Below are 26,426 nucleotides of genomic sequence, written 5' to 3'. Positions count from 1 at the left end.
CGAACTGAAAGGTGGTTAACACGATGAAATTCAGTGAATTCCGTTACGAGAGGCCAGAGAAAGAAGTCGTTATTCCTAAAATCAAGGAGCTGATCGAGTCTTTCCGCTCCGCTTCTACCTTCGAAGATCAGAATGAGGCGATGGCCGCGATCAACAGGCTGCGCAGCGAAATAGACACACAGTTTCAGCTTGTGACGATACGCCATTCTATTGACACCAATGACGAATTTTACAAAGCAGAACAAGACTACATCGACGAACTGGAACCCGTACTTCAAGAATATGTGACTGACTTCTATAGAGCCTTAACCGAATCTAAATTCCGTACGGAATTAGAACAAAAGTGGGGGGGGCAGCTGTTCCGGCTCGCAGAATTTTCCCTCAAAACGTTCAGCCCTGAAATTATCGAAGATTTGCAGAAAGAAAACAAGCTTAGAACCGAATACGCTGCACTCATCGCATCCGCAAAAATCCAGTTCGAAGGCGAGGAGCGCACACTTGCCCAGCTTATCCCATTTGAACAATCCACTGACCGTGAAATGAGAAAGCGTGCTGCCGAGGCGAAATATCAATTCATGGCTGACAACGAGGAAACCCTCGACCGTATTTATGACGATTTAGTCAAAATTCGTACACAAATAGCTCATAAGCTCGGCTATGCCGATTATACTGAGCTTGGCTATGCCCGAATGAACCGTACCGATTATAACGCTGAAATGGTTGCGAACTTCCGCCAGCAAGTGCTGGAACAAATTGTGCCGATCGCCTCGAAGCTGAAAGAGCGCCAACGTGAGCGCATCGGAGTTGACAGGCTGACTTTTTATGATGAAAGCTTCACCTTTCAATCAGGCAACCCTACACCTAAAGGAGATCCCGACTGGATCGTCCAAAGGGGCACTGAGATGTACGATGAGCTTTCTCCAGAGATGAGCGCTTTTTTCCGGTTCATGATTGACAATGGCCTCATGGATTTGGTGAGCAAAAAAGGGAAACAAAGCGGCGGGTACTGTACCTTCATCAGCGATTATCGGGCTCCGTTTATTTTCTCCAATTTCAACGGGACGTCAGGTGATATCGATGTACTTACCCATGAAGCAGGGCATGCCTTCCAAGTGTATGAAAGCCGTCACTTCGAAGTTCCGGAATACTGGTGGCCTACTTTCGAAGCCGCTGAAATTCATTCCATGAGCATGGAGTTCTTCACTTGGCCTTGGATGGATAAATTTTTCCTTGAAGATACTGACAAGTATAAATTTGATCATCTGTCCTCCAGTTTACTCTTCCTCCCTTACGGGGTTGCAGTAGACGAATTCCAACATATCATTTATGCCAACCCAGAGATGACTCCTGCAGAGCGTAAGCAAGCTTGGCGTGATCTCGAGCTTAAATATTTGCCTCATAGAGACCATGACGGTAACAGTTATCTGGAACGCGGCGGATTTTGGCAGAAACAAGGACATATTTACAACTCGCCCTTCTATTATATCGACTATACATTAGCGCAAATTTGTGCGTTCCAGTTCTGGAAACGGATGAATGAAAACCGTGAAGACGCATGGAGCGATTATCTCAAGCTGTGCCGTTTGGGCGGAAGCATGTCGTTTACTGAACTGGTAGAACAAGCAGGGCTAATCTCTCCGTTCCAAGACGGATGCGTGTCAAGCGTTATTGAAGTGATTGAAAACTGGCTTAACAGTGTAGATGATCGTAAGTTCTAGAATCATTCGCAAATGGAAATGACAACCATAAAACAGCCAAGTGCTATTTTACGCACTGGCTGTTTTATAATTAGAGGGCGAGTTCCCTTCCCTCTGCTCTCATTTACCAAGCAGAGCATTTAGCATCCATGTATGTTTGTCGAGTTTACCTAAAATTTCTGTAAACATATCACTTGTAACCACATCGTTATCGTCATCAGACACTTTAATTGCCTCTTTAATTTCGCCTTTCAATTGATCAAAGTCTTTCACAATCGCTCCAACCATTTGTTCGGCTGTTGCTTGACCCTCTGCTTCCTGCAAAGTGGTATACTGCATGACTTCTTTCAATGTAGCGATCGGTTTGCCGCCAATAGCAAGCAGTCGTTCAGCTACTTCGTCAATAATTTCAGAAGCTTCGCTATACAACTCTTCGAACTTGCTGTGCAAAGTAAAGAAATCGGCTCCTTTTACAAACCAGTGATAGTTGTGAAGCTTCATATCGAGTACTGTCCAGTTAGCTATATGTTGGTTCATCATTTTTTCTAATGTTTGATTCATCTGAAATCCCTCCATTTTTATATTTAAATTTAGACTTATTCTAAATCCTGATTTAATAATAACACACGTATACTTTGATTACAACTCTAAATTAATATTTACATCGTATCCATATACTATACAAAAAAGGTGTACCTCGTTGTCATTCCAAATCATAGATTTGGCTTACAAGGCACACCTTTATCCAAAAGATTGATTAATAATAATCTGGTCCTGCTGCAATACGTATTTTCAATTGATCCAGGCTTCGTTCAACTTGCTTCACCGCTTCTTCAACAACTCTGCGATCAACCATTTGATCAGCATTCAATTTGGCTTTCTCGATCATTGCTGCATCTCTCTCTAGCTTAGCATTTCTTTCCTCAGCCCATGAATTGCGACGCTGTAAATCTTTATAGGAATTGAGCAGATCGGTTATAACCGTATAGAAATGCTCATAGTCCTCAATAATTTCATCTAAAAAACGATCGACCTCTTCTTTATCGTAGCCGCGCATTTTCACGGAAAAATCCTTCTCATGAATCGTCAAAGCATCCAGCTTAATACCAAGCTGATTAAATAATACTTTTTGCTCTTTCAGCTTAACTTTATAATCTTCTTCCATTCTTGATTCCTCCGTTCGTACAATAGCTATGGAGCTTATTCCTTTAATAATGTACCATATTAAGTGGGCTATAATAAAATGAATAAAATATGGAAGGCTTGTATACATTCAAGGGAGATGAAAGTTTGAATGATTATCAATTGTTAAAAGATTACGTTAGAGCTCATATACCTTACTATGTGTTAGCCATTGCACTCATCATCACTTCTAACGTTGACCAATCGGCACTGCCAAGAGTACTCGGACAGTTTATGGATGAACTCCAGCAAGGCACCATTACTCATAGCTCCATTTTACACTACAGCCTGCTACTATTATTCATTACCATTTCCTATGCAGCCCTGTTTGGTATCGGTCAATATACCGTAATGAGACTCGGCAGGAAGTTCGAATATACAACAAGGCAACAAATTTTCTACAAATTCACAACGCTGAGCGAGAGCTATTATTCCAAGCAAGGAACTGGAAAGCTGTTAAGCTACGTTATGAATGATGTAACATCGGTTCGCGAATCCATATCAAATGGTGTAAACCAGACAACGAACGCCGTATTTTTACTAATATCCTGTATCGTCATGATGCTGATTAGCGGTATCCCCATTTCTTTGCTGGTCATCTCTGTATGTCCGCTTGTCATTATTCCATTTCTTGTTGTCTACTTCGGACCTCAAATTAAGAAACGTTCGATGAAAGTACAAGAGGCGCTTGCCACGATGACAGAATCGGCAGAGGAACAGCTTGGCGGTATTCGAGTAACCAAGACATTTGCCATGGAAAATATTGCACAAACTCGGTTCGGTCAGACCGTAGATGACATTCGCGACTCACAATTAAAATTAGTACGCATGTCGAGTTTGTTCCAAGCTCTTCTTCCGTTCCTTGGCTCCATATCTTTGGTTATCTCCTTGCTTGTAGGAGGATATATGACGTTAACTCACCGGATTACCTTAGGAAATTTCGTCGCATTAACTTTATACTTACGCATTATTATGGGACCACTTCAGCAGATCGGTAACGTAATTAATATGATGCAGCGATCCCGAGCTTCCCTAGAACGAGTAAACCGGTTGCTTGCTGAAGTTCCAGATGTAGGAGACAGTGATGATGCGCTTCCTTTGAATCATATTAAGGAAATTCGTATTGAACATTTGAATTTTGCATACCCAAATACGGACAACAATGTTCTTCGTGACATTCATTTGCACATTCAGGCAGGTAGAACGATAGGCATTGTCGGTAAAACAGGCAGCGGCAAAACAACATTGGTTAAACTTCTTCTGCGTGTATATAATCCAGCTTCTGGCTCAATTCGGATCAACGGAACAGATATTTTAAATATTTCATTAGACAGTCTGCGGCAATCCATCGCTTACGTCCCGCAGGGCGGGTTCTTATTCAGCACAACGATTCGCGATAATATTGCGTTCAGCAACAGAGAAGCTCCGATGAGCGAAGTCGAAGCCGCTGCAAGGCAAGCGATGATTTACGACAGTATTGCGTCTTTCCCGAATCAATTTGAGACCAAATTAGGAGAACGTGGGCTTACATTGTCCGGAGGACAACGGCAACGGACCAGCTTGGCTCGCGGACTTATGAAGAAGGCGTCTCTGCTTATATTGGATGACAGTATGAGCGCAGTTGATGCCGTAACTGAAACGAATATCATCACTCGTTTACGTCAGGAACGAAAAGGTAAAACGACGATCATTATTTCTCATCGGATTAGTGCAGTCAGACATGCAGATGAGATCATCGTGCTCGATCAAGGACAAATCGTGCAGCGCGGAACTCATGAACAACTGCTCGCAGCAGGCGGCATCTATGCATCTCTGCATCAGATTCAGGAGGAGGGGTTACAGCATGTCTAGTCAGCTTTCATCAGACGTTCGTCCCAAGAAGCCGGAAGAAGAACAGGAGCTTAACCGATTCGCTGCATTCAAAGCGACTTTGCAGTATGCCAAACCCCATCGCAAAACGTTTGCCGCTATTGCATTATGTACGATACTGGCGATCTCTGCCGATTTGCTGCAGCCGTATCTTGTGAAGATCACCATTGACGATCATCTTGCCGTACAGAACACAGATATTCGCTTTCTGGTCATCATTGCTGTTATCTATACGCTATTATCATTAGTCAGTTTTCTGTTCACTTATGTACAAAACAATCTTCTTCAATTTGCCGGACAGAACATCATTGCACGCATTCGCAAAGACTTATTCAGTCATATCACACGAATGTCAATGCCGTTCTTTGACCGCCATCATAGCGGCAGTCTCGTCACCAATGTATCCAGTGACACAGAGACGATCAGTCAATTTTTCACTCAAGTGTTAATGAGCATTATTCGTGACGGTATGACTCTGTTGCTCATTATTTTTTTCATGTTCAAACTGGATGTTACACTTGCTTGGTTCTCCCTGTCCGTAGTTCCGATCATTATATTCATCGCCGCTATATTTCGCAAATATTTACGAAGAAATTATCAGCTGGCTAGAAGCCGTTTATCCCGGCTCATTGGATTTATTGCTGAGAATGTATCCGGCATGGGGCTTATTCAAGCATTCCGTCAGGAGAAGGAGCAATACGGACGGTTTACTGAGCACAATGAAAGCTACTGGCAAGCCAACAAACGTGAGATTCGCGCACATGTTCTTTTTAACCGAACGTTTGATGTGCTTGGAAATTTAGCTCTCGTTCTCATGGTATGGCTTGGCGGCTTAGCCGTCCTAAACAGACAAGTCGAAGTTGGTGTTTTGTATGCATTCATTAGTTATATCCGTCAATTTTTCCAGCCAATCAACCAAATTACGATGCAGTGGAATACATTTCAATCGACAACTGTATCCATGGAACGCATCTGGAAAATTATGAGCAATAAATCAAATGTAGCAGACGCTGCTCCAGATCAAGCAATCCTGTTAACTACAGAACAGGTGCGCGGTCAGATCGATTTCTATGATGTATCGTTTGGGTACCAGGACAACGAAATCATTATTCCACGTCTTAATCTTCATATCGAGCCAGGGGAAATGGTCGGTGTTGTAGGTACGACAGGTGCAGGCAAAAGCACAATGATATCGCTCCTGAATCGTTTCTACGATGTGCGAAGCGGGCGCATTCTTATTGATGGTGTAGATATACGGCATATACCGCAAAATTCACTTCACCGAATTATCGGACTCGTTCAACAAGATCCGTACATGTTCTCGGGTTCCATTATCGATAATGTTCGGCTATTCCGCGAAGATATTACCCGTGAGCAAGTTATAGAAGCATGCCAATTTGTAGGTGCTCATTCCATGATTATGCGGCTTAGGGACCAATACGACACACTGCTGACTGAGCGTGGAAGCGGCTTATCTGCGGGTGAGCGTCAGCTTATCTCCTTTGCCAGAATTGTTGTTTTCCAGCCAAAAATACTTATTCTTGATGAAGCTACAGCGAACCTCGATTCGCATACTGAGCAGCTCGTACAGCATGCGCTCAATTCCGTAGCTGCAGGTCGAACAACAATCGTCATTGCTCACCGCCTCTCTACCGTTATGCACGCAGACCGTATTATCGTGATGAAGGATGGGCAAATTGTCGAGCAAGGTACCCATCATCAGTTATTATCCCTTCATGGGTATTATGAGAATCTGTACAATCATGCATTTAAGCTAAGTCATTCGGCATTATAAAAAATAAAGAAAGCCAGGGAAATTCCCTGGCTCCTTCATTTTCTAGTTAATATACTCCCGCTCCGTAGCCTCCAAAGCCAAAGAAAGTACGGGTAATAATGACTAAAAGAATAAAGAGAACTAAAATAGTACCAGTTGAAGTTCCTAATCCACCAAATCCATGATGACCGTATCCAGCACCGCCTACAACTCCACCCATTCTTAGTTCCTCCTTTCCTATAAAGCTATACACATACTATGCGGATTATTAGAAACAGGTACGGGCTAACATCATGATGCCATATATTGTCTTGATTTTTACTGCGAATATTGTAGACTTCTAGTATAAAGTGCAATAATTTCCTATTAATCCATTAAAGGGGACGGTCATGAGAACAAAAACGGATGTTTTTGATGAAATGTTGATCGTTACAACAGAACTTTTTTTCGAAATCGAAAAAAAGCTGCTCTATAGTTCACTCCATGACAAAGCCAGCAATGTGCTTGATATTGGCTGTGGGAATGCATCCTATTTAGCTAAACTGCAGCAACACTTTCCATTTCATAAATTCACAGGAATCGAAATCAATGAACCAATATTTCAAAGAGCAGTCATTAGGCAAAATGAACGTATGACCCTCTACCCATACAGCTACGAGCAGCTGCCAGATCAGGAGCGTTACGATTTCATTATTGCACGGCTGGTTATTGAGCATATTGCAGATCGATCTCATCTCATAAAGTGGCTCTACGACCATACCCAAGATGGGACCCAAGTCGTTATCATTGAAGTGGACGATGAGCTTATGAAATACGAAGAGAACCTTCCTCTGTTTACTGCGCTTTACAACAAGTCTCGGCAGAACATAGAGCAGCATAGGCTGTTGCCAATAAAGGAAGCACTTCATCTGGAGTTTACTCACTGCGGATTTCATCATACTAATACCAAAAGTTATCGTGTAAGCGCAAATCAACCTGAAGTGAAACAAATGCTGTTTCACTACATGACCTTAGTATCAGAGCTTGTCATGGACAAAGCCGCTTTGCCAGAGCTTAACAATGAATTGTTATTATGGCTGCACGACCCGAAGAGTACACTTGAAGTCCCCATGTTCGCGATGGAATTTGTTAAAGATCAATCGACAGGCAGGTGAATGTATGAATTGGTTCAAAGAGTTCGAATCCGAACTGTCCGTTGTTTTTGAAGAATGTGAAGCAGTCATCTCGCGATTTCCCGCTCCACTTCATGAACGCGGTCTGCAATATTTACAGGGGTTTCATCCTTTTCGGAAAGATAGTGCGAAGAATTACATCTGTTACTTGCTGCCTTTCTGGGTGAAAGATCTCACTCATACTTCCCCCGAGTTGTGCCGTAAACTCTCTTTAGCGAATGTGTTCGTCATGCTCTATTTCTTCGTACAGGATGATCTGATGGATACTGCTCCTGAAGAATGGAAAGAACAGCTCGCATTAGCCAATTTATTTTATGTGGAATTCCTCGAAATGTATAGAGAGCACTTCCCTTCGGATTCACCGTTATGGTCTTATTTTAGAACGTATATAACGGAATGGACTTTGACGGTTGTTCACGAAAATGACGCTGACTACTTCTATCATCATGCCGCTATGATCGCAAAGAAAGCAGGACCCTTGAAATTAGCCAGTACAGCTGCATTATTGCTTAATGGACAAGCTGAGCTCATATCCGTTGTCTCGAGTATGGTAGACCGGGTACTGCTAACGTTACAAATGATGGATGATTTCGTCGATTGGTCCGAGGACTTACTGCAAGGAAGCTATAACTGCTTAATCTCGTTAATCTCTTCAACCTATCAGATCGCTCCCGGGCAGATTACAGAGGAAGTCGTTAATCAAGCGCTTTACCTCAAAGGAATAATGAACCCTTATGCCGAAATGGCTGCAGGCAACCATAAATACATAGAGAAAATGCAAGTAAACATCCCTTATTTGGAGGCCTTTCATCAGCTTTTATGCCAGCAATTGCAACAAGAGGCAGAGCGTATTGATGAGGAGAGGACTCAATTATTAGAAGGTGGATTACACTATTATTTGTCGAAATCCAACAAAATTTAGTAGATTTTAAATTAAATACATGCTACAATTTGTTTGGTATTTTTATCCATATAAGAAAGGGTGATTTCAATGTCAGCAGAAGCCATTCTTAGGAAGCAAATTATTGAAAAAGCATGGGAGGATCCATCTTTTAAACAAGAGCTTCTCTCGAATCCGAAAGCAGCTATTCAAGAGGCTTTCAACGTTACACTGCCTGATCAATTAGACATAAAAACGGTCGAAGAGAAAAACAATCAATTGTATCTCATCATCCCGCAGGCACCTACTGAAGTCATCAAAAAATCTGACGTTACCCTTCTTTCTTATTGGTAAACTTTAATGGATTGGGGTGAGAAGGTGCTGATTTCGCACCTTCCACATCAATTTTTATTTCCGTAAACTAAGGGAAAGCTAATGATCGCCTCTGTTCCTTCTCCCTTCTTACTCTTAAACTTGATATTCCCTTCCATCACCTCAATAATTCGAAAAGTAACCATGAGTCCAAGTCCCGTGCCCTTCGTTTTGTTTGAAAAATAAGGTTGTCCCAATCGTGACAGCACTTCAGGCTCCATTCCTTCCCCATTATCTTTAATATGTATAAACACCCTGTCAACTGACATATAAGCCCATACATGAACCTGACCGGGACCATCCAAAGCTTCGATGCTATTTTTGATCATATTAATAAGGGCTTGTTTAAATTTCGAGGAATTACCAAGTATGTACAGATTGTTCGGAATATCAACGATAATCTCTCCCCCTTGCAAATTGGCAAGAGGTTTCAGAACACCTACAATATGTTTAATTTCCTCGGACAAGTGAAGCACTTTAATATCCTCAAGCTGCGGTTTTGCGAAAGTCAGAAAGTCCGTAATAATGTGAGAGGCTCTGTCTAATTCAGCTACAGCAAGCAGCAAATAATCTCGCTCTTTATCATCCGTCCTGTTCGACAGTAGCTGCAGAAAGCCGCGTGTAACTTGAAGCGGATTACGAACCTCATGCGCAACTGAAGCAGCCAGCCCGCTGATCATCTCCATCTTCTCTGAACGTTGTATCTCATTGTTATACAGCTCTAGCTCTCGTGTATATTTCACGACTCTATCATGATCTCTAGCAAAATTCCTGCCCAGTATAATAATGGGAGTAACAATAAAGCAGACGATCCCCCATTTAAATAAGAAAAAATCGTAGTGCCCTGCTCGAATATAGAACCATATCATTTCGATAATGACGATTAGCCCGAACACAGCAAATCCTATTGATAAAATAAGTGCATCCTTATTCCCTTGGATAGCATACATGACAGATAAACCAACGATTACAAATAACTGAAGGATGAAGACGATCCCAAGCAGAGTAACGGACACAAAATAATAAGCATTCGAATATTGAAGGTCTGTCAGATGATTTACGATCAAAAATAACGTACACATAATCGAAAACCCAACTAATAACTTACGGCTCTTGGAAATGATAGAATACGGTCCTTCTCCGAAAATCTTTTCGAAAAAAATGGTCAGTGCTGGCAGCAATATAAATAAAGATAAGTCAAACAGACTGATTAATACGTTCCCATATTCTCCATAGAACGTGGAGACAAAAGGTGAATAAGTAATAATAATAAGTCCCAGTGATAAAATGATCACATTTAAAGCATTCCATCCCGCCATTTGTGTTTTCTTTAAAAATATGGAACATACGAACATAATTAACGCGATAAATAGAAATCCGCTTCCTAATATAATGTCACCTAAATCTCGGCTAACAAACATCGGCAGCAGCTCATTGTAATCTCCCATTCTTATGACACTTTGCAGGCCAATTCGATCACTTGTGGTCTGAATTTTCAAATATAATTCCTTGTGCGTATCCCTTGAATCAAGGGGGATAAGCACTCGGTGAATGTCATTGCCGTATCCTCGCTCCGAATCGTACAGCTTTTTATTCCCCATATAAATCGTAAGATGCTGGGCATATACTTTCTCAAAATATACAGCTGTGCGATTCCAGTGCATAGACGGTAATACAACCTTAACCCAAAGGCTTTCAGTATCCTTCGGCTTTTCAGGAGCAGATGAATCTATATTGCTATTGATCCATCGTTCAGAGGAAGGAAGCACTTTATCATTGTTGTCCTCCCATTTGATCTGCCATTGCGTAATTGAAACGGAATTGATTTTCGTTTCGCCATGCGCTTCCGAAGGATTGAACATAAAAAAAAGAAAAGAAAGAATCGAAAACAATGCCGTATATTTCGGTACAAATTCCATATAACCCTCCAGGTGCACTCTATTTTTGATGAGAATTAGTACTACTATGATTCGACAATTTCCTTAATCTTCCTTTCTGAAAACAAGAAAATTAGTAAAAAATAATAAATTAATTGTGAAAATAGTATATTTTCCAACCAAAATTAGACTCAATGCAGTATGGCGTTTTAACGAATTTGATAAATAATGTCGAATAAACCTCCTTTAAATCTGTCATTTCTTAACCTCCCAAACGTGTCGTGCTCGTTCTGTATTATTTTCAAGAACTCAAATAGCATGTACAATGATTAAGTTAGGCAGATTACGCATATCCATGATAGGAGGTGTTCAGAAATGCAATATATCGTCTCTAAAAATTGGCTGTTAGCACGGTTGTACGAACCGGATCAGGTCATCGTAGATTGCCGCTTTGAATTAGGTCATAAGGGTGCGGGGCGAAGCGCGTTCGAGGAGGCGCATATTCCGGGAGCTGTCTATTTAGATTTAGAGCAAGACCTTTCTGATCCAGTTACCGAGCATGGAGGGCGTCACCCTTTGCCTGACGTAACCCGTCTCGCGAAGCGCCTAGGACAATTGGGCATTGATCTCACGACCCGTGTTGTTGCCTACGATGATCAAGGAGGCGCGATGGCTTCACGACTATGGTGGCTTCTGCGCTACATGGGTCATACAAACGTATTCGTGATGGATGAAGGCTTCACGGCATGGAAGGATGGCCGCTATCCTGTTAGTCAGGAACAGCCAATAACCATTCCTAAGACGTTCGTTCCAAACTTGCAGCCAGACATGCTGGCACATGTTGACGATGTTAGAAAAGCTATTAAAGAGAATAGTGCACTTCTCATAGATTCCAGAGATCCGAGACGCTTTGCTGGTATAGAAGAAACAATGGATAAAGCAGCCGGACATATTCCCGGGGCCGTTAATAAATTTTGGAGAAATCTATTAGATGACAAGCTTCACTGGAAATCATCTGAACTAATCAAAAAGCAGTTTGAGGATATTCCTGCCGATCAACAAGTGATCGTCTATTGTGGATCAGGCGTCACAGCATGCCCTAATGTGATCGCACTACAGGAAGCTGGTTATGATAAAGTCAAGTTATATGCAGGAAGCTGGAGCGACTGGATTAGTTATAAGGATAATCCAATTGCGACGGGTGTGGAGTAAAGAAATCTACATGCAGATAATAAAAGCCGCCTATTTGGCGGCTTTCTATTTACCCAACATACACCCGTTTCAAGTAAACTCTTCAGATTGCTAATGTACTTTTCGCCCGAAACAGTGATACTTTTTTCTAAACACTATTTACTTTTCATGGAAAATGAAATATTATCATTATTGATAATGATAACAAAGAGGTGTTACAAATCGATGTCCGATTCAAAAACTGCTGATCTAATCCTCCATCCGATCCGTATGCGAATAATCCAGTCGCTCGTCACCGGACGTAAATTAAGCCGCCAGCAGCTAAGTGAATTACTCCCCGATATTCCGCAAGCTACTATGTATCGACATTTGAACATTTTGGAGAAAGCTGGGGTTATCGTTGTAGATCATACGGTGAAACAAAGAGGCGCAACCGAGAAAGTCTACACGATGGATCAATCTGGGGCTAGCATCTCCGAGGAAGAGCTCCGGCAAATGAGCTCCGAAGAACATATGGGACTGTTCCTTCAATTTTTGTCGTTGTTATCAGCAGAATATTCCCGTTATCTTGAACAGCCTCAGTTTGATCTATTCAAGGATGGCGTATCTTTCAGGCAAGTCGAGCTCTATCTTAGTGATGAAGAATTTAAGGAGACTTTGCTAGAAATTAGAACTGCTCTTCAGAAAAGAGCTGCTAATGGGCCAGCATCTAATCGGCGAAAGCGAACATTTTCTACCATTGTCATTCCTGAACCTATTATAGGAGGAGAAAAATCCGATGAATCTTGAGCATTCTAATCCAACTCGCCATGTCGATGCTGACCAATTTCGGCGGTTGGCCAAAAAATCTTTATTTGCTGTACCACTCTATGTCCTTGTCGTGATTGCATTTTGGGCTCTGTTCCACGTTAGCGGCCATCCGCTCGAATGGAAAGCATTTGGGATCGGTGCAGCTGGATGGGTCGCTGCGCTGTTCTTAAGAGGTCCGCTGTCTGTTATTTCCTTGAAATGGCCTAAGGCTGGCAAAATCATCATGATTTCAGCGTCTGGGCCACTAGAGGAGACCGTGAGACTGCTCGCTTTAACATTTTTCATTACATTAACGGAAACTTCAGCGTTATCGCTGGGGCAAGGCTGGGCCGCTATTGAGGTTGTATATGTCATCACTCAAGTGATCGCAATTGCATCTCTAGCGAATCGTAGGGATGAGAAAGCAGAGCAGGCAAAAGCGATTTTGCAAGCTCAAGGAACAGGTAGCTCTAACCCCATGTGGGGTATCATTGAACGTATCTCAGCAAGTGCCTTTCATATTGGTGCGACCCTCTGTATCGCATCAAATCCTTGGCTCGTTCTCGTGTTCATTCCTGTACACAGTCTGTTCAACATCAGTATGGTACAACTTGTGCGCAAGTCGATTGCTACCGCAGAGATATTTGGGATGGTCATTGGAGGAGCTGCATTAGCGGCAGGCTTGCTGCTTTGGTAGTTAGAATCTTTAAATAGAGAGAGGCGTCCAAATAAAATTGGGCGCCTCCTTTTTTGCTTCATCAAACTTAACTATGCACAGCGGCCTTGTCCTCACGATTAACCTTGACGGAGCTCAGCCCGCTGGTCTTCACAAGCAGAGCCGATATCACCAGCATAAGTCCATTAATGACGAACACCCAGCGGATTGGAATGATCCCCCCAAGAATTCCCCCAATGATCGGACCTGCCATAGTCGCAAGCTGTGCAGAAGACTGATTCAGACTGAATGCGCGTCCGCGGAAACTTGCGTCTGTCACTCTCACAATCATCGCATTGATCGACGGATACACAGCTGCGAAGAACAGTCCGTATCCGAAGCGTAATATCCCAAAACCAATATAATTGTGTACGAAAAATTGCAATATGTTCCCGATCCCTCCCCCGAGCAGACCGATGAACAGCATTTTATGGTACCCTTTCTTTGTGCCAATCTTTCCCCATCTCGGCGCCATAAGCACAGTCGCGATTCCGACAGCAGAGAAAATTATGCCCGAGCTAAGTGACGCGCTGCGCTTAGAAACGCCCATATCCATCACATATACCGTGAGCAAAGGTTCTATAATCATCACGGAAAATGTCGTGATCCCCATCAAACCGAGCAGCGTCATGAATGTTCTATTTTTAGAAGCAAGCTTAATATCATCAATGACATGCGAACGAACGGCAGCACGATTGAAATTTTTCTCTTTTACGAAAAAAGTAGCAATCAATGCCGCCACAAGAACGACTCCGCAGGAAAAGAGAAAGGCGAATCGATTCCCATAATAGTGACTTACGACCCCGCCGATGAGCGGACCGATAATGCCGCCTGTAGCTCCAGCAGTCGACATAATTCCTAGTGCATAACCTGTCTTCTCTTCAGGAGTGTTCGTCCCCACAAGTGCGATTGACGCAGGTACAAAACCTGCAAGCAGACCTTGGAACAGACGAACCACTAGAAAGAAGTATGGATCATGAACAAAATAGTTTATTAAATAGAGTGCTGCTAAGCTGTAGCCTGAACGGATAAGCATCGGTTTACGCCCATATTTATCCGCGAGCGACCCCCAAAACGGCGAAATTAACGCACTCGCCAAAAACGTAATTCCGAAAGCGATTCCCGACCAAGCTTCCAAATTGTTCTCAACACCGAGCTCCGTGTTCAGAAAAATCGGAAGAAATGGAATCGAGATAGAATACGCCGTACTGCAAAAGAACACCCCTATCCACAGTACGATCAAGTTTCTTTTCCACGGGAAGTCCATTCACATCACACCTTTTCACGTACGTACTGACCGGGTACGGTACTATTCAGTTTTAAATTTTATTTAGTCCGATCACTTTTTGCTTAACCATCCCCTTCATTCTACTCCTATCAGACAAAAATCTCTAGGAGTCTTTTCCCATTTAATAACAAGCACAAAACTTCACAAAACACCCATTTACAGACAATGTAAACGCTGTTATAATCAAAAACAAGCAAAATCGTTCATAAATGCTCATAAAATACTTCTATTTGATCATTACATTGCTCATTTTCAATCAAGGTGGTGAATGTAACCATTGCTCTTTGAGGAAGAAAGAAAACGACAAATAATGTTGTACGTCAACGAGCATCAGCGTGCCTCCGTTCAAGAGCTCGGCGAAGTGTTTCAAGTGTCTGAATCTACGGTCCGCCGAGATTTGAAGGAACTTGAGGAATCTAACCTGCTTAAACGAACGCATGGCGGGGCCGTTTCTCTCCAAAATGTCAACTTTGAACCATCCGTCATCGAAAAGGAAGACCAATTTCGCGAGGAGAAAATGGAAATCGCTCGCAAAGCGTGTGAAATGATTTCCGAAGGAGATACTGTCCTGCTCGATGCCGGAACAACTACCCTCCATTTAGCTAGAGAGATGCGCTCATTATCGAACGTGCGAGTTATTACGAACTCGATGATCGTACTGAACGAATTGAAAGACTACCGCGGTTTAGAACTATCGATGGTTGGCGGACTGCTAAGGTATGAAACGCTCGCTTTTGTCGGACCAATGGCAGAAACAGCGCTTGAGATGGTTCGTGTGGATAAGGCTTTTGTAGCTACCAACGGTTTGGATCTGGAAGAAGGAATTACGACACCTAATATCATCGAAGCAGCAACGAAGCGGAAAATGTTTCAAATTGCCAAAGAAGTAATCCTGCTCGCTGATCATAGCAAAATCGGTAAAGTGGGGTACGCCAAAGTCGCCGATTTATCCGAAATCGATCATCTGATTATCGATGCAGGCGCTAATGACCATTTCATTGATCAACTTCGCAAGCAAGGTGTAAGTGTTACCATTGCATAGTTTGGAGGCGTATATCACTTGAACGAATCAGTCATCACAGTGACGCTGAATCCAGCGCTCGATAAAACGATAACTTTGGAAACACTTCAAGTCGGCGGTTTAAACCGTGTTCAAGAGATCCGCATCGATCCAGGAGGCAAAGGCATCAATGTTGCTAAAGTGCTGAGAAGATTCGGCGAAAATGTAATAGCAACCGGCTTTAATGGCGGATACCAAGGCAAGCAACTTTTAAACCATTTAGATGAACTCATGATCAATCACTCCTTTATTCCAGTTGAAGGTGAAACGCGAATAAATCTGAAAATCGTCGATAATCACAATCGAATGACAACCGAGGTGAATGAACGCGGTTTTGAGATTGCCGATAATGATGTGGTCCAGTTTCTTAATCAAATGGACACATTGTTAGATGAAGCTTCAGTGCTTGTAGTTGGGGGGAGTCTTCCATTAGGCGCTTCTCCGGATATTTATCGCGATCTAATCCACAAAGCAAAGTCCAAAAACGTCAAAACCATTCTCGATGCGGATGGCGAAGCTCTTCTCTCAGGCTTGAAAGCGGTCCCATTTGCAATTAAGCCTAACATTTATGAGCTGGAGCAGCTGTTTAATATGAAATTGGAGACAGACACGGACATTATACACGCCGCTCAGAAGCTGCTAGATCAGGGTGTAAAATGGGTCATCGTCTCAATGGGCGGAGATGGATCCATTTTTATCAGCGACAAAGAAATAATTAGAGCCCGTCCGTTCCCTATTGTTCCAAAAAGTACAGTCGGTGCCGGCGATTCTATGGTAGCGGCTATCGCCTCCTGCCTAGTCCACGGCCGTTCACTGCATGATACCGCACGCTGGGCAACGGCTGCAGGTACGCTTACAGCTGCTGAACCAGGAACTGAGGTATGCCGGCTACCAAAAGTAATTGCAAACCTTCAGAACGTAAAGATTGAAACGGTAGAGCAAAAATAACAATTAAGGGTGGAATAATCCATGAAAAAGTTATTAGCCGTAACTGCTTGTCCAACAGGAATTGCTCATACATACATGGCAGCAGAGTCTTTGCAGAAAGCAGCTAAAGATAAAAACATACCGATCAAAATCGAAACACGCGGCGCTGTAGGCGTTGAGAATGAGATTACACCGCAAGAAATTGCTGAAGCGCATGCTATTATTATCGCTGCAGATACCGATGTCGACGAAGGTCGATTTGCCGGAAAACCTGTCATTAAAGTGCCCGTTGCTCAAGGAATAAAAATTCCAAGCGAACTCATCGACCGTGCGCTCGCGAAAGAAGCTTCAACCGAATTTTCTCAGAAAGTTCAAGCCAATGAAACCAATCAATCCAGTGCTAAAAAGCAGAACGTAGTATACAGACATTTGATGAATGGCGTATCTCATATGTTACCGCTCGTTGTGGCGGGCGGTCTCATTATCGCCATTTCCTTCATCTTCGGCATTACGCATGAAGAAGGAACATTCGGTGCACAGCTCGGCAAAATCGGCGGCTCAGCGATGGGTCTTATGGTCACAGTTCTGTCTGGGTACATCGCTTTCTCCATTGCGGGCAAACCAGGCCTTGCGCCAGGTTTAGTCGGAGGCGTGTTATCTACCTCAATGGGTGCCGGTTTTATCGGTGGTATATTAGCTGGATTTATCGCAGGTTATGCAGCCAAATGGCTAATTCAAAATATTAAACTGCCAAAAAACTTTGAAGGATTAAAACCGATATTAATTGTTCCGCTTCTTTCTGTATTAATCATTGGACTGCTTATGATATACGTTATTGGTGAACCGATAAAAGCGCTGATGGACGGACTTACGACTTGGCTCGGGTCGATGGGCTCCGCTAACAAGATTGTTCTCGGTGCTGTGCTCGGAGCGATGATGGCACTCGATATGGGCGGACCGTTCAACAAAACAGCTTATACCTTTGCCGTCGGTCTATTAGGTAGCGGCGTATACGGCCCGATCGCAGCGGTAATGGCCGCAGGAATGACCCCTCCGCTTGGCGTATGGCTGGCAACAATGATCGCGCCGAAGAAATTTACGGACGAAGAGCGTCAAGCGGGTAAAGTCGCTTCCATTCTCGGTCTTTCCTTCATTACCGAAGGCGCCATTCCATTTGGAGCTTCCGATCCGCTGCGCATGATCCCGTCCTTCATGATCGGATCTGCTGTAGCTGGCGGGCTCACGATGCTGTTTGATGTTATGCTTCGCGCACCGCACGGTGGACTGTTCGTACTGCTCATTCCAAATGCAGTCAGCAACGTCTTGATGTATATGCTGGCAATCGTCATTGGTACTGTAGTTACCGCCTTGCTTGTGAATTTACTCAAACGAACAAAGTAATCCATTTTTACAGCAATCATAATTTCGTACTTACCTAACCTATTGGAGATGACTGCGAATGAACATTCATGAGCTTCTGAATCATGGGACAATTATGCTTCCGCTTGATGTGGATACAAGAGAAGATGCGATCCGCCAAATGGCAGCAAGTTTGGAGCGATCCGGTTCCATCACTCATCTGGACGCATATATAGAAGCCGTGCTGAGACGTGAGCAGCAAAGCTCAACAGGCATTGGCTTCGGTGTCGCTATTCCTCACGGTAAATCAGCTGGTGTAAGCAAAGCGTCCCTTGCGTTCGCTAGGTTCAATAAGTCCATTGATTGGGATTCACTTGACGGAAGTCCGGCAACGATGGCGTTCATGATCGCCGTTCCCGAAGCTAATGTCGGCAACGAGCATCTGCAAATATTGGTGGCCCTCTCCCGCAAACTGATACACGAAGATTTCCGTCAGCAATTAACGGATGCACAGACGCCAGATGAAATCATTGAAATTTTGGCGAAAAATATTTAAGCTGAAATTATACAAAAGGCACTCCATAAGGAGTGCCTTTTCATTAATCAATTGGTTATCTTTTGGCCTTTTCAATATGTTCAGCTCTAAGTTTAGGATCAGTAATGTTTATACTTGTCAGAGACTCATGGATTTTTTGAATATCAAATTCTGATAATCATGGTTCTGGATGGTCTACTTTAATTACCACCCAAATGATACTCATAAGCCGTCCAAGCATCATAGTTTAGCTCAAACGCACTCATTTGAAACTGATCCAGCCAGCGCCGATCTCTAACCATGCTTGGCAGTGAGCCGATATCTGTTTGCACCCCCAGCGGGAGTTTAGGATACGCCCTACGAATAGGAGATGCGAACCTTTCATAGCCTTTTATATAATCCGGCGATAGATTCTTCTGCATCCAATCAGGCCAGTGCGTTTGCAGAAAATGAATATTCGGTCTTACCCGTGCGATCATCGCCGGCGCATCCAGTCCTTGCCACTCTCTCAGCTTCGCTTCGGCATCATGTCCTCCATTAATCGCTAAAGACCAAGTCGCAACATAAATGTCAGGACGAACCTCCCGGCATCCACCAACTCCGTTCATGATCTCGTCAATACATCTATTCACAGCGTCTACACGAAATGAAATCCATTTCTCATAAACTTTCGGATTGTTAAGGTAGTAATTAGCAGCACTTTTATTCACAAAATCGGGCATTTCTAAGCCATACTGCTCCCGGAACGCCTGCTGGGCCAGCAGCCCAACATCCCCATATACCCCTCTTCTTATCCCATCCCATTCTGGAAAATACGGCTCGGCAATTTCGATACCATCAAATGGGTAACTCGAGACCAGTTCGGCCACTGCCCGCTTCTTCCAGTTCAAATATGGCTGTGAAAAGAGAGAAAGCCGCTCGAAGCCGTCATGAAGTTCTCGCACGAGCCCCATACGCCACTGCGGCCATTCTTTAGGCAAATGTGCAGTAGTGAACGTCCCGTTGCCAATAACGAGCGCCCACACCGCGATACCCCGTTTATGAAAAGCTTCCACCAATTCACCGTTCACCTTGCTTTCATTTACGACGAAATAGTGCACGGTGCGGTATCCAGCCCTTTCAATTTCTTCAGCAATGCTTACTGCGGAGCGATTTAAATAATGAGAAAACAACGGATCAACTTGAATACTCGGTCCTGATAAAGCCCACGGTCTAAACATCGATGCCGTCCTCCACTATATTACTTTCTTCTTCACGGCGATAAAGGGCGCCAGCTCATGCCCCATCAGAGTTCGACCTGCGTTAATGACAACATCTTTATCTAATATGGCATGCTCGAGGTTCACATTTTCTCGAATCATGCCATTTTGCAAAATGATGCTGTTTTTGACGACTGCGCCTGGATGTACTCTAACTCCTCTGAATAGAATTGAATTTTCCACCGTACCTTCAATAATGCAGCCGTTTGCGACTAAGGAATTGCTCGTTCTCGATTCGGATTTATAACGTGTTGGCGGCTCATCTTTGATTTTGGTGTAAATGAGACCGGGCTGGAAAAACAGCTCTTTCCATACGTTTGGATTCAGCAAATTCATACTATGCTTGTAATAGCTTTGCAGCGTATTAACGACGCCTAAGTAGCCTTGATAACGGTATCCATGTATATTTAAATGATCGATGTTTTTTAATATCGCATCTCTCACAAAATGATCATGACCTTCAGCCAGCGCTGTTTCGATCAAGTCGAGCAGCAGACTTTTTTTCATGAAGAAGATTTCCATCGATACTTTATTCCCCTGCAAGAGCCCGCTTTGTTCGCGAATTGACGTCACTCTGCCTTTCGTATTGGTCACAATTCGACTTGAGATGGAGTCCGGATCGTCCGTTTCTTTATAGAGCACAGAAATATCGGCCCCGGTCATCTCATGGTAATTGCGCAAATCCCGAAAATCGATGTTGCATACCATATGGCTGCGGGTTAGAAGAACAAATTCCTCACTGCTTCGATATAAATAGTCTCGGTGTCCGTATAATGCGTGTAAATCTCCCTTTACTGGCTCCAGACCTTCATTTACCGGCGGCAAAATAAACAACCCTGACCGTTTGCGATCCAGGTCCCATTCCTTCCCTGAACCCAAATGGTCCATCAACGAACGATATTTCGTGTGAGCAAATACAGCCACGTTCGTAATTCCCGAATTGACCATGCTGGACAATATAAAATCAATAAGCCGATATCTGCCTCCAAATGGAACGGATGCAATGCACCGATGGTACGTCAGTTCTTCCAAATGATCCGGTTCGTTCACCGTATTAATAATTCCCATCACATTTTTCATAGCGGCTTTCTCTCCTCTTAAATGACCTTATCTGGCAGGAATTCCGAAAGTGATTGATTCATAGCTTCCAATGAGTGTAATCTCCCCGCTTTCTGATGAACCGACAACACTCCCGTCGCCAATTACAGACCCTTCCCCAACGATCGCCTTATAAATGGTCACATTGTTCCCAATTTTCGTATTCGGCATAATGACCGAATCTTTAATGACGCTGCCGCTTCCGACCTGAACCCCATAGAACAACACCGAGTGGTCGACATCTCCGAAGACGATACACCCCTCATTCACTATGGAATTGGTAATGTTCGCTGATGGAGCGACATACTGGGCAGGCTGATTTGAATTGAGTGAATAGATGCGCCATTTTCGGTCGCTCAGCTTGAGCTTATTTTCATCATCGAGCAAATCCATATTGGCTTCCCACAGGCTTTCAATTGTACCTACATCTTTCCAATATCCTTCGAATGGATAGGCATAAAGGCGAATTCCGTCATCCAGCATAGCAGGAATGATATCTTTACCAAAGTCGTGGCTTGATTTCACATTTTCCGCATCCATGTTCAAATATTTTTTGAGCGTTTTCCATGTATAGATATACACACCCATCGAGGCTAAATTGCTCGTGGCACGCTTCGGCTTTTCAACAAACTCGGTAATTCGGTTATGTTCATCGACGCTCATAATACCAAAGCGGCTTGTTTCTTCCCATTTCACACCGATCACGGCGATAGACGCGTCTGCTTTCTTGTCCTTATGAAAACGCAGCATAAGCTCATAATCCATTTTGTAAATGTGGTCACCGGATATGACGAGAATGTATTCCGGATTATATTCTTCAATAAAGTCCATGTTTTGATAGATTGCATCGGCCGTCCCTCTGTACCAATCGCCGCCCCTTTGCTTAATAAAGGGAGGAAGAATCGAAATTCCGCCTTCCTTGCGGTCCAAATCCCATGGCTTTCCGATTCCGATATAACGATTCAACACTTGCGGATGGTACTGGGTCAGCACACCGACAGTATCAATGCCTGAATTGGTGCAGTTGCTCAAGGTAAAATCGATAATCCGGTATTTGCCTCCGAAATATACGGCAGGCTTGGCTATTTTGCGAGTTAACATGCCAAGCCGTCTCCCCTCGCCTCCGGCTAGCAGCATCGCAATACATTCCTTTTGCTTCATTCCTTGGCTCCCCTCCTTTGGACACTTCCCCTAATAATCGTATGCAAAGTGTACAATATCATATGATTGGACGGGCTCTTAATATACCTTGGGGAGTAAGAAAAAAGCACTGTCATATTCACCTGTGCTATAATAGAACGGGTTAGTTCATGTTACTTACGCTTTCAAATTACATATCTATAAACGAAAATGCTATAAGGAATCTTTACGAAGAACAATGAAGGAGATTGATTATAGAATGAATGTTGATTTACACGCAGGAAGGAAGGAATCCAGCTCACGCGTGCTTATCATGACTGCCGTTTCAGCCGAAAGGGATGCGGTAATTCGCGGGTTAAACGGGAATGACAGATTCGATGTTCAGCTCGCAGGCGTCGGTCCCGCATCAGCTGCCGCCAGAACAATGACCGCACTTGCCGCAGGCAAATATGACATCGTACTAAGCGCGGGGATCGCCGGCGGTTTTACTGGCAAAGCTGAAGTCGGTTCGATCGTGGTATCCAGCGAAATTGTCGCCGCTGACCTTGGTTCCGAGACGGCTGAAGGCTTCATCAGTGTGGACGAGCTTGGTTTCGGTTCTTCCCGTATTTCGGTCGACGATAACCTGGCAGCCAGATTAACACAGGCTCTTCGCTCAGCTGGGCTTCCAGTAAATACAGGTAAGGTGCTTACTGTATCAACGACGACCGGCACGGCTGCAACTGCCGCTGAACTCGCCGCACGAGTCCCAGGAGCTGCGGCTGAAGCTATGGAGGGGTACGGGGTAGCTTTTGCGGCCAATGAACACGGAATTCCTGTCCTCGAAATTCGATCTATTTCAAATGCTGTAGGGCCTCGCGATCGATCCGCTTGGCGAATTCAAGAAGCGCTGCAAGCGCTAGAAGCAACAAGTTCAATATTACCGGAGGTATTCAAATGAAAATTGCTTTTTCTCCTTGTCCAAATGACACTTTTGTATTTCACGCCTGGGCGCACGGGCTAATTCCCGGTGCACCCGAGCTTGACGTTACTTATGCGGATATAGATATTACTAACAATCTAGCGGCCAGCGGGAAAGGTCCTGATGTACTCAAAATTTCATACGCGGCGCTGCCTTGGGTATTGTCCGATTATGCACTGATCCCTTGCGGAGGAGCGCTAGGAAGAGGCTGCGGACCGCTGGTACTGACGGCCAGCGACGCTGTTGATGCCGCATCTTTATCCGGACGGCGAGTCGCAGTGCCAAGCGAAAGGTCAACGGCTTACCTATTGTTCCGGCTGTGGGCAGCCCAGAACGTGCCGGGCGGCGTAGGCGAAATTGTAGTCATGCCTTTTGATAAAATCATGCCAGCGGTTCGCGACGGTGAAATCGATGCCGGGCTGGTCATTCACGAAGCACGATTTACTTTCCCTTCATACGGACTGACGATGCTCACTGACTTAGGAAACTGGTGGGAAGCTGACACCGGTCTTCCGATTCCGCTCGGGGCCATCATTGCCCGCCGAACGCTGGATTTGGATGCGATCGCTAAATGGATACGTGCTTCTGTTAAATACGCATGGGCGCACCCTGAAGTATCACGTGACTATGTGATGCAGCACGCACAAGAGATGAATCCGCAAGTCGCAGAGGCGCACATCAAACTGTACGTGAACGAGTTCACCGCCAATCTGGGTGATGACGGCTATGCGGCCGTAACTGCCCTGCTCAGCCGCGCAGCCAAAGAAGGACTCGTACCTGAAGTGGATCTTCAGAAACTGCTGTAATGAAATCATGCGACTGAAGATGAAATAATATGAAAACCCGTCAATTAACGCTATCCGTTAAATTGACGGGTTTTTGATTTATGATCTCTACATACAAGATTATTACAGCTGTGTTGGTGATTGAGCCTGCGATTGTTCTGACTGTGATGGCGATTGTACGGTCGTCCCGTCTTGGGTCGCCGGCGCTTCATCGACTGTTTTATTTTCTCTAAATAAATCTTGATTCAGCACTTTAATACTCGAGAAGTTCATCGCCTTATATTTAGCAATCCATGCACTAGCATAATCGATTGGCACTGCAAAATTTAAGTTGCCCTTATCTTCGCCCATCGTGTTAATTCCGATAACTTCGCCTTTTATATTAAACAATGGCCCGCCTGAGCTTCCATTCGTAATTGGGGCAGTAATTTGAATATAACGTTCATTATCAATCGTTCTAAGTCCACTGATGATTCCTGTTGACATCGTGTTTTGAAACCCTTCAGGATTGCCGATTGTAACAATGGACTGGCCTTTCGCCAAATTCCAGGTTGAGCCTATTCGAAGCGGCGGAATGTTTGTACGTATTTTTGTTTTGACTAAGGCCAGATCGTCTGCCTTATTGACGGCAACAATACCATCTACATCATAAAATCGGTCCTGCACAGTTTCAATTAAATATTGACTCGCTTCCGATATCACATGATAGTTGGTCAAAAACAAACCGTAACCAACGGCAAATGCCGTTCCAAAACCAATAGATTTTCCTTCACGATCAAAAGACTCAAGTAAAACAACGCTTTGTTCCAAATTTGCAATCTGTTCTGTATTTAACGTCTTTCCCGTATAAGGATCTTTCTTAAAAGGCGCTAAGACGAACCGTAAATAATTGATGATATCCTGATCATAACTAGTATTACTTATGACGATGATGCCGCGATCAAAAAATACTTCTTTGCCAAACGCTTCACTGATGGCGCGCAGCGGTACGAAAATTCGGCCTTCTTTATACTCAGCAGCCGCATCCAGCGGATAATTTTTATTATTAATAAGAAGTACACTGCGTCCTGGTGTGATATTGATTACTTTGCCTGTACTTGTGATTGTAGCAGTTGAAGTCTTCCCATTCCATACGACATTAGCCTCCAATGATTCGCTGACGAACCGAAGCGGCACGAGAGTACGCCCGTTTTTCACAAAAGGCACAACATTAAAGTTATCTTCGTCAATGATCTGATCCGTATTGTCATAGATTGCATTAGGACTGCCAACCGATAAAATGATAGCACCGCTAAATATCGAACTGCTGCTTGAATCTTCCGCAAAACTGGTTAAAGGGTTAGTAGATAACCCTATAACAAGCATAAAAATCATAAAAAGTCGCTTCATTTGTTTTCTTCTGTCTCCTCTTGATGTCGTCTATAAAGCGTATTCAGCTGAACAACTGCATAAATAGATACGTAAACGATTTTAAGAATGTTGCGCTGTAAAACAAAAAGAACAAGTCGTCGCTGACGCCCTTGCTCCTTTGTGATCCACTAATGATTATAAAACAAAAGAGCTGCGAAATTCGCAACTCTTAACATTTAAGCGGGTGATGGGAATCGAACCCACGCTACCAGCTTGGAAGGCTGGAGTTCTACCATTGAACTACACCCGCATTATATAATGGTCGGGACGACACGATTTGAACATGCGACCCCCTGGTCCCAAACCAGGTGCTCTACCAAGCTGAGCTACGTCCCGAGAAAATAATGGAGCGGACGACGGGAATCGAACCCGCGACCCTCGCCTTGGCAAGGCGATGCTCTACCGCTGAGCCACGTCCGCGAATATGGTGCGCGTGGAGGGACTTGAACCCCCACGTCAAAGACGCTAGATCCTAAGTCTAGTGCGTCTGCCAATTCCGCCACACGCGCACGATATTTAAATTTGAAAATGGTGAGCCATGAAGGACTCGAACCTTCGACACCCTGATTAAAAGTCAGGTGCTCTACCAACTGAGCTAATGGCTCTTACAATGGCTGGGGATACAGGATTCGAACCTATGATGACGGAGTCAAAGTCCGTTGCCTTACCGCTTGGCTAATCCCCAACGTGATTTATATTATGGGGCGATCGATGGGACTTGAACCCACGAATGCCGGAGCCACAATCCGGTGCGTTAACCCCTTCGCCACGACCGCCATAGTGGTGCCGGCGAGAGGACTTGAACCCCCAACCTACTGATTACAAGTCAGTTGCTCTACCAATTGAGCTACACCGGCATATTATTGATTTCTTTCGGATTTTCTATACCTGAAGCATATGTAATGTAAATGGCGGAACCGACGGGATTCGAACCCGCGATCTCCTGCGTGACAGGCAGGCATGTTAGGCCTCTACACCACGGTTCCGCATGGATGGTGCCGGCGAGAGGACTTGAACCCCCAACCTACTGATTACAAGTCAGTTGCTCTACCAATTGAGCTACACCGGCATAAATGGTGGAGACTG

24 protein-coding genes and 10 tRNA genes are annotated in these 26,426 nt (G+C 44.0%); 15 read left to right on the top strand and 19 right to left on the bottom strand.

Annotation, left to right across the window (positions count from 1 at the left end; all coding sequences use genetic code 11):
• Positions 1–23: 23 nt before the first annotated feature.
• Positions 24–1,718, top strand: a complete 1,695-nt coding sequence (locus tag J2Z20_RS11085) for a M3 family oligoendopeptidase (RefSeq protein WP_209849645.1) — start codon at positions 24–26, stop codon at positions 1,716–1,718.
• A 99-nt stretch (positions 1,719–1,817) separates the two neighbouring features.
• On the opposite strand, the gene J2Z20_RS11080 is transcribed toward J2Z20_RS11085, so the two are convergent.
• Positions 1,818–2,258 (bottom strand): Dps family protein, encoded by a 441-nt coding sequence (locus tag J2Z20_RS11080; protein WP_209849642.1) that lies wholly within the window; start codon positions 2,256–2,258, stop codon positions 1,818–1,820.
• Between the two features lie 196 nt (positions 2,259–2,454).
• Positions 2,455–2,862: a DivIVA domain-containing protein gene (locus J2Z20_RS11075; RefSeq protein ID WP_209849640.1), complete on the bottom strand. Its 408-nt coding sequence runs from the start codon at positions 2,860–2,862 to the stop codon at positions 2,455–2,457.
• Positions 2,863–2,987: 125 nt separating this feature from the next.
• On the opposite strand from J2Z20_RS11075, the gene J2Z20_RS11070 reads away from it, so the two are divergent.
• Both J2Z20_RS11070 and J2Z20_RS11065 read left to right on the top strand, forming a co-directional pair.
• Entirely contained in the window at positions 2,988–4,730 is a 1,743-nt protein-coding gene (locus J2Z20_RS11070; RefSeq protein ID WP_209849637.1) for an ABC transporter ATP-binding protein, read from the top strand.
• Positions 4,723–6,543, top strand: coding sequence for an ABC transporter ATP-binding protein (locus J2Z20_RS11065; RefSeq protein ID WP_209849634.1), 1,821 nt, complete (start codon positions 4,723–4,725; stop codon positions 6,541–6,543). The genes J2Z20_RS11070 and J2Z20_RS11065 overlap by 8 nt, the downstream gene beginning before the upstream one ends.
• A gap of 46 nt (positions 6,544–6,589) precedes the next feature.
• Here the strand turns inward: J2Z20_RS11065 and J2Z20_RS11060 are convergent, their stop codons facing one another.
• Positions 6,590–6,742 (bottom strand): hypothetical protein, encoded by a 153-nt coding sequence (locus J2Z20_RS11060; RefSeq protein ID WP_209849610.1) that lies wholly within the window; start codon positions 6,740–6,742, stop codon positions 6,590–6,592.
• Between the two features lie 169 nt (positions 6,743–6,911).
• Here J2Z20_RS11060 and J2Z20_RS11055 point away from each other — a divergent pair, with 169 nt between their 5' ends.
• From J2Z20_RS11055 to J2Z20_RS11045, 3 genes are all read left to right on the top strand, one after another.
• Positions 6,912–7,676 carry a class I SAM-dependent methyltransferase gene (locus tag J2Z20_RS11055; RefSeq protein WP_209849608.1) on the top strand — a complete coding sequence of 255 codons (765 nt, stop codon included), beginning with the start codon at positions 6,912–6,914 and terminating at the stop codon, positions 7,674–7,676.
• Between the two features lie 4 nt (positions 7,677–7,680).
• Positions 7,681–8,616, top strand: a complete 936-nt coding sequence (locus tag J2Z20_RS11050) for a hypothetical protein (protein WP_209849606.1) — start codon at positions 7,681–7,683, stop codon at positions 8,614–8,616.
• A gap of 69 nt (positions 8,617–8,685) precedes the next feature.
• On the top strand, positions 8,686–8,928 hold the full coding sequence (locus J2Z20_RS11045) for an NHLP leader peptide family RiPP precursor (RefSeq protein ID WP_209849604.1): 243 nt from the start codon (positions 8,686–8,688) through the stop codon (positions 8,926–8,928).
• Between the two features lie 47 nt (positions 8,929–8,975).
• On the opposite strand, the gene J2Z20_RS11040 is transcribed toward J2Z20_RS11045, so the two are convergent.
• On the bottom strand, positions 8,976–10,865 hold the full coding sequence (locus tag J2Z20_RS11040; protein WP_209849602.1) for a sensor histidine kinase: 1,890 nt from the start codon (positions 10,863–10,865) through the stop codon (positions 8,976–8,978).
• 333 nt (positions 10,866–11,198) lie between these two features.
• Between J2Z20_RS11040 and J2Z20_RS11035 the strand changes: the two genes are divergently transcribed.
• The 3 genes from J2Z20_RS11035 to J2Z20_RS11025 all read left to right on the top strand — a co-directional run bounded on the left by J2Z20_RS11035 (position 11,199) and on the right by J2Z20_RS11025 (position 13,500).
• Positions 11,199–12,035, top strand: a complete 837-nt coding sequence (locus tag J2Z20_RS11035) for a sulfurtransferase (protein WP_209849599.1) — start codon at positions 11,199–11,201, stop codon at positions 12,033–12,035.
• A 204-nt stretch (positions 12,036–12,239) separates the two neighbouring features.
• The gene (locus tag J2Z20_RS11030) at positions 12,240–12,803 is read left to right on the top strand and encodes a helix-turn-helix domain-containing protein (protein WP_209849596.1); all 564 of its coding nucleotides are present in this window, start codon (positions 12,240–12,242) and stop codon (positions 12,801–12,803) included.
• The gene (locus tag J2Z20_RS11025; protein WP_209849594.1) at positions 12,793–13,500 is read left to right on the top strand and encodes a YhfC family glutamic-type intramembrane protease; all 708 of its coding nucleotides are present in this window, start codon (positions 12,793–12,795) and stop codon (positions 13,498–13,500) included. The genes J2Z20_RS11030 and J2Z20_RS11025 overlap by 11 nt, the downstream gene beginning before the upstream one ends.
• A gap of 67 nt (positions 13,501–13,567) precedes the next feature.
• Here J2Z20_RS11025 and J2Z20_RS11020 read toward each other — a convergent pair whose 3' ends face one another.
• On the bottom strand, positions 13,568–14,785 hold the full coding sequence (locus J2Z20_RS11020; protein ID WP_209849591.1) for an MFS transporter: 1,218 nt from the start codon (positions 14,783–14,785) through the stop codon (positions 13,568–13,570).
• A gap of 298 nt (positions 14,786–15,083) precedes the next feature.
• Between J2Z20_RS11020 and J2Z20_RS11015 the strand changes: the two genes are divergently transcribed.
• Genes J2Z20_RS11015 through J2Z20_RS11000 form a run of 4 tightly spaced genes read left to right on the top strand, consistent with a single transcriptional unit; the run spans position 15,084 to position 18,708 of the window.
• Positions 15,084–15,848, top strand: coding sequence for a DeoR/GlpR family DNA-binding transcription regulator (locus tag J2Z20_RS11015; protein WP_209849588.1), 765 nt, complete (start codon positions 15,084–15,086; stop codon positions 15,846–15,848).
• A gap of 18 nt (positions 15,849–15,866) precedes the next feature.
• Positions 15,867–16,814, top strand: coding sequence for a 1-phosphofructokinase (gene pfkB / locus J2Z20_RS11010; protein ID WP_209849585.1), 948 nt, complete (start codon positions 15,867–15,869; stop codon positions 16,812–16,814).
• Between the two features lie 21 nt (positions 16,815–16,835).
• Positions 16,836–18,194: a PTS fructose transporter subunit IIC gene (locus J2Z20_RS11005; protein ID WP_209849583.1), complete on the top strand. Its 1,359-nt coding sequence runs from the start codon at positions 16,836–16,838 to the stop codon at positions 18,192–18,194.
• A 58-nt stretch (positions 18,195–18,252) separates the two neighbouring features.
• Entirely contained in the window at positions 18,253–18,708 is a 456-nt protein-coding gene (locus J2Z20_RS11000) for a PTS sugar transporter subunit IIA (protein ID WP_209849580.1), read from the top strand.
• A 179-nt stretch (positions 18,709–18,887) separates the two neighbouring features.
• Here the strand turns inward: J2Z20_RS11000 and J2Z20_RS10995 are convergent, their stop codons facing one another.
• Genes J2Z20_RS10995 through J2Z20_RS10985 form a run of 3 tightly spaced genes read right to left on the bottom strand, consistent with a single transcriptional unit; the run spans position 18,888 to position 22,205 of the window.
• Entirely contained in the window at positions 18,888–19,907 is a 1,020-nt protein-coding gene (locus tag J2Z20_RS10995) for an N-acyl-D-glucosamine 2-epimerase (RefSeq protein ID WP_209849578.1), read from the bottom strand.
• Between the two features lie 15 nt (positions 19,908–19,922).
• Positions 19,923–21,026: a glucose-1-phosphate adenylyltransferase subunit GlgD gene (glgD, locus tag J2Z20_RS10990; RefSeq protein ID WP_209849575.1), complete on the bottom strand. Its 1,104-nt coding sequence runs from the start codon at positions 21,024–21,026 to the stop codon at positions 19,923–19,925.
• A gap of 27 nt (positions 21,027–21,053) precedes the next feature.
• A complete protein-coding gene (locus tag J2Z20_RS10985) occupies positions 21,054–22,205 on the bottom strand; it encodes a glucose-1-phosphate adenylyltransferase (protein WP_209849574.1) in 1,152 nt (383 codons plus the stop codon).
• Between the two features lie 238 nt (positions 22,206–22,443).
• Between J2Z20_RS10985 and J2Z20_RS10980 the strand changes: the two genes are divergently transcribed.
• Both J2Z20_RS10980 and J2Z20_RS10975 read left to right on the top strand, forming a co-directional pair.
• Positions 22,444–23,124, top strand: a complete 681-nt coding sequence (locus J2Z20_RS10980) for a futalosine hydrolase (RefSeq protein WP_209849571.1) — start codon at positions 22,444–22,446, stop codon at positions 23,122–23,124.
• Positions 23,121–23,951 (top strand): 1,4-dihydroxy-6-naphtoate synthase, encoded by an 831-nt coding sequence (locus tag J2Z20_RS10975; RefSeq protein WP_209849568.1) that lies wholly within the window; start codon positions 23,121–23,123, stop codon positions 23,949–23,951. Before J2Z20_RS10980 ends, J2Z20_RS10975 begins: the two co-directional genes overlap by 4 nt.
• Before the next feature lie 102 nt (positions 23,952–24,053).
• On the opposite strand, the gene J2Z20_RS10970 is transcribed toward J2Z20_RS10975, so the two are convergent.
• The 11 genes from J2Z20_RS10970 to J2Z20_RS10920 all read right to left on the bottom strand — a co-directional run bounded on the left by J2Z20_RS10970 (position 24,054) and on the right by J2Z20_RS10920 (position 26,409).
• Positions 24,054–25,319 (bottom strand): stalk domain-containing protein, encoded by a 1,266-nt coding sequence (locus J2Z20_RS10970; RefSeq protein WP_209849565.1) that lies wholly within the window; start codon positions 25,317–25,319, stop codon positions 24,054–24,056.
• Between the two features lie 200 nt (positions 25,320–25,519).
• A tRNA-Gly gene (locus J2Z20_RS10965) sits at positions 25,520–25,590 on the bottom strand.
• Between the two features lie 9 nt (positions 25,591–25,599).
• A tRNA-Pro gene (locus J2Z20_RS10960) sits at positions 25,600–25,676 on the bottom strand.
• Positions 25,677–25,685: 9 nt separating this feature from the next.
• A tRNA-Gly gene (locus tag J2Z20_RS10955) sits at positions 25,686–25,760 on the bottom strand.
• Between the two features lie 5 nt (positions 25,761–25,765).
• A tRNA-Leu gene (locus J2Z20_RS10950) sits at positions 25,766–25,849 on the bottom strand.
• 20 nt (positions 25,850–25,869) lie between these two features.
• Positions 25,870–25,945 (bottom strand) — tRNA-Lys (locus tag J2Z20_RS10945).
• A 6-nt stretch (positions 25,946–25,951) separates the two neighbouring features.
• Positions 25,952–26,025, bottom strand: a tRNA-Gln gene (locus J2Z20_RS10940).
• Positions 26,026–26,040: 15 nt separating this feature from the next.
• Positions 26,041–26,116 (bottom strand) — tRNA-His (locus J2Z20_RS10935).
• Positions 26,117–26,121: 5 nt separating this feature from the next.
• A tRNA-Thr gene (locus J2Z20_RS10930) sits at positions 26,122–26,197 on the bottom strand.
• Positions 26,198–26,249: 52 nt separating this feature from the next.
• A tRNA-Asp gene (locus J2Z20_RS10925) sits at positions 26,250–26,326 on the bottom strand.
• A gap of 7 nt (positions 26,327–26,333) precedes the next feature.
• Positions 26,334–26,409, bottom strand: a tRNA-Thr gene (locus J2Z20_RS10920).
• Between the last annotated feature and the right edge of the window lie 17 nt (positions 26,410–26,426).

Origin of the sequence: Paenibacillus sediminis (assembly GCF_017873765.1) — a bacterium.
Lineage (GTDB): Bacteria > Bacillota > Bacilli > Paenibacillales > Paenibacillaceae > Paenibacillus_AG > Paenibacillus_AG sediminis.
This window is presented reverse-complemented; position numbering and strand designations above follow the sequence as displayed.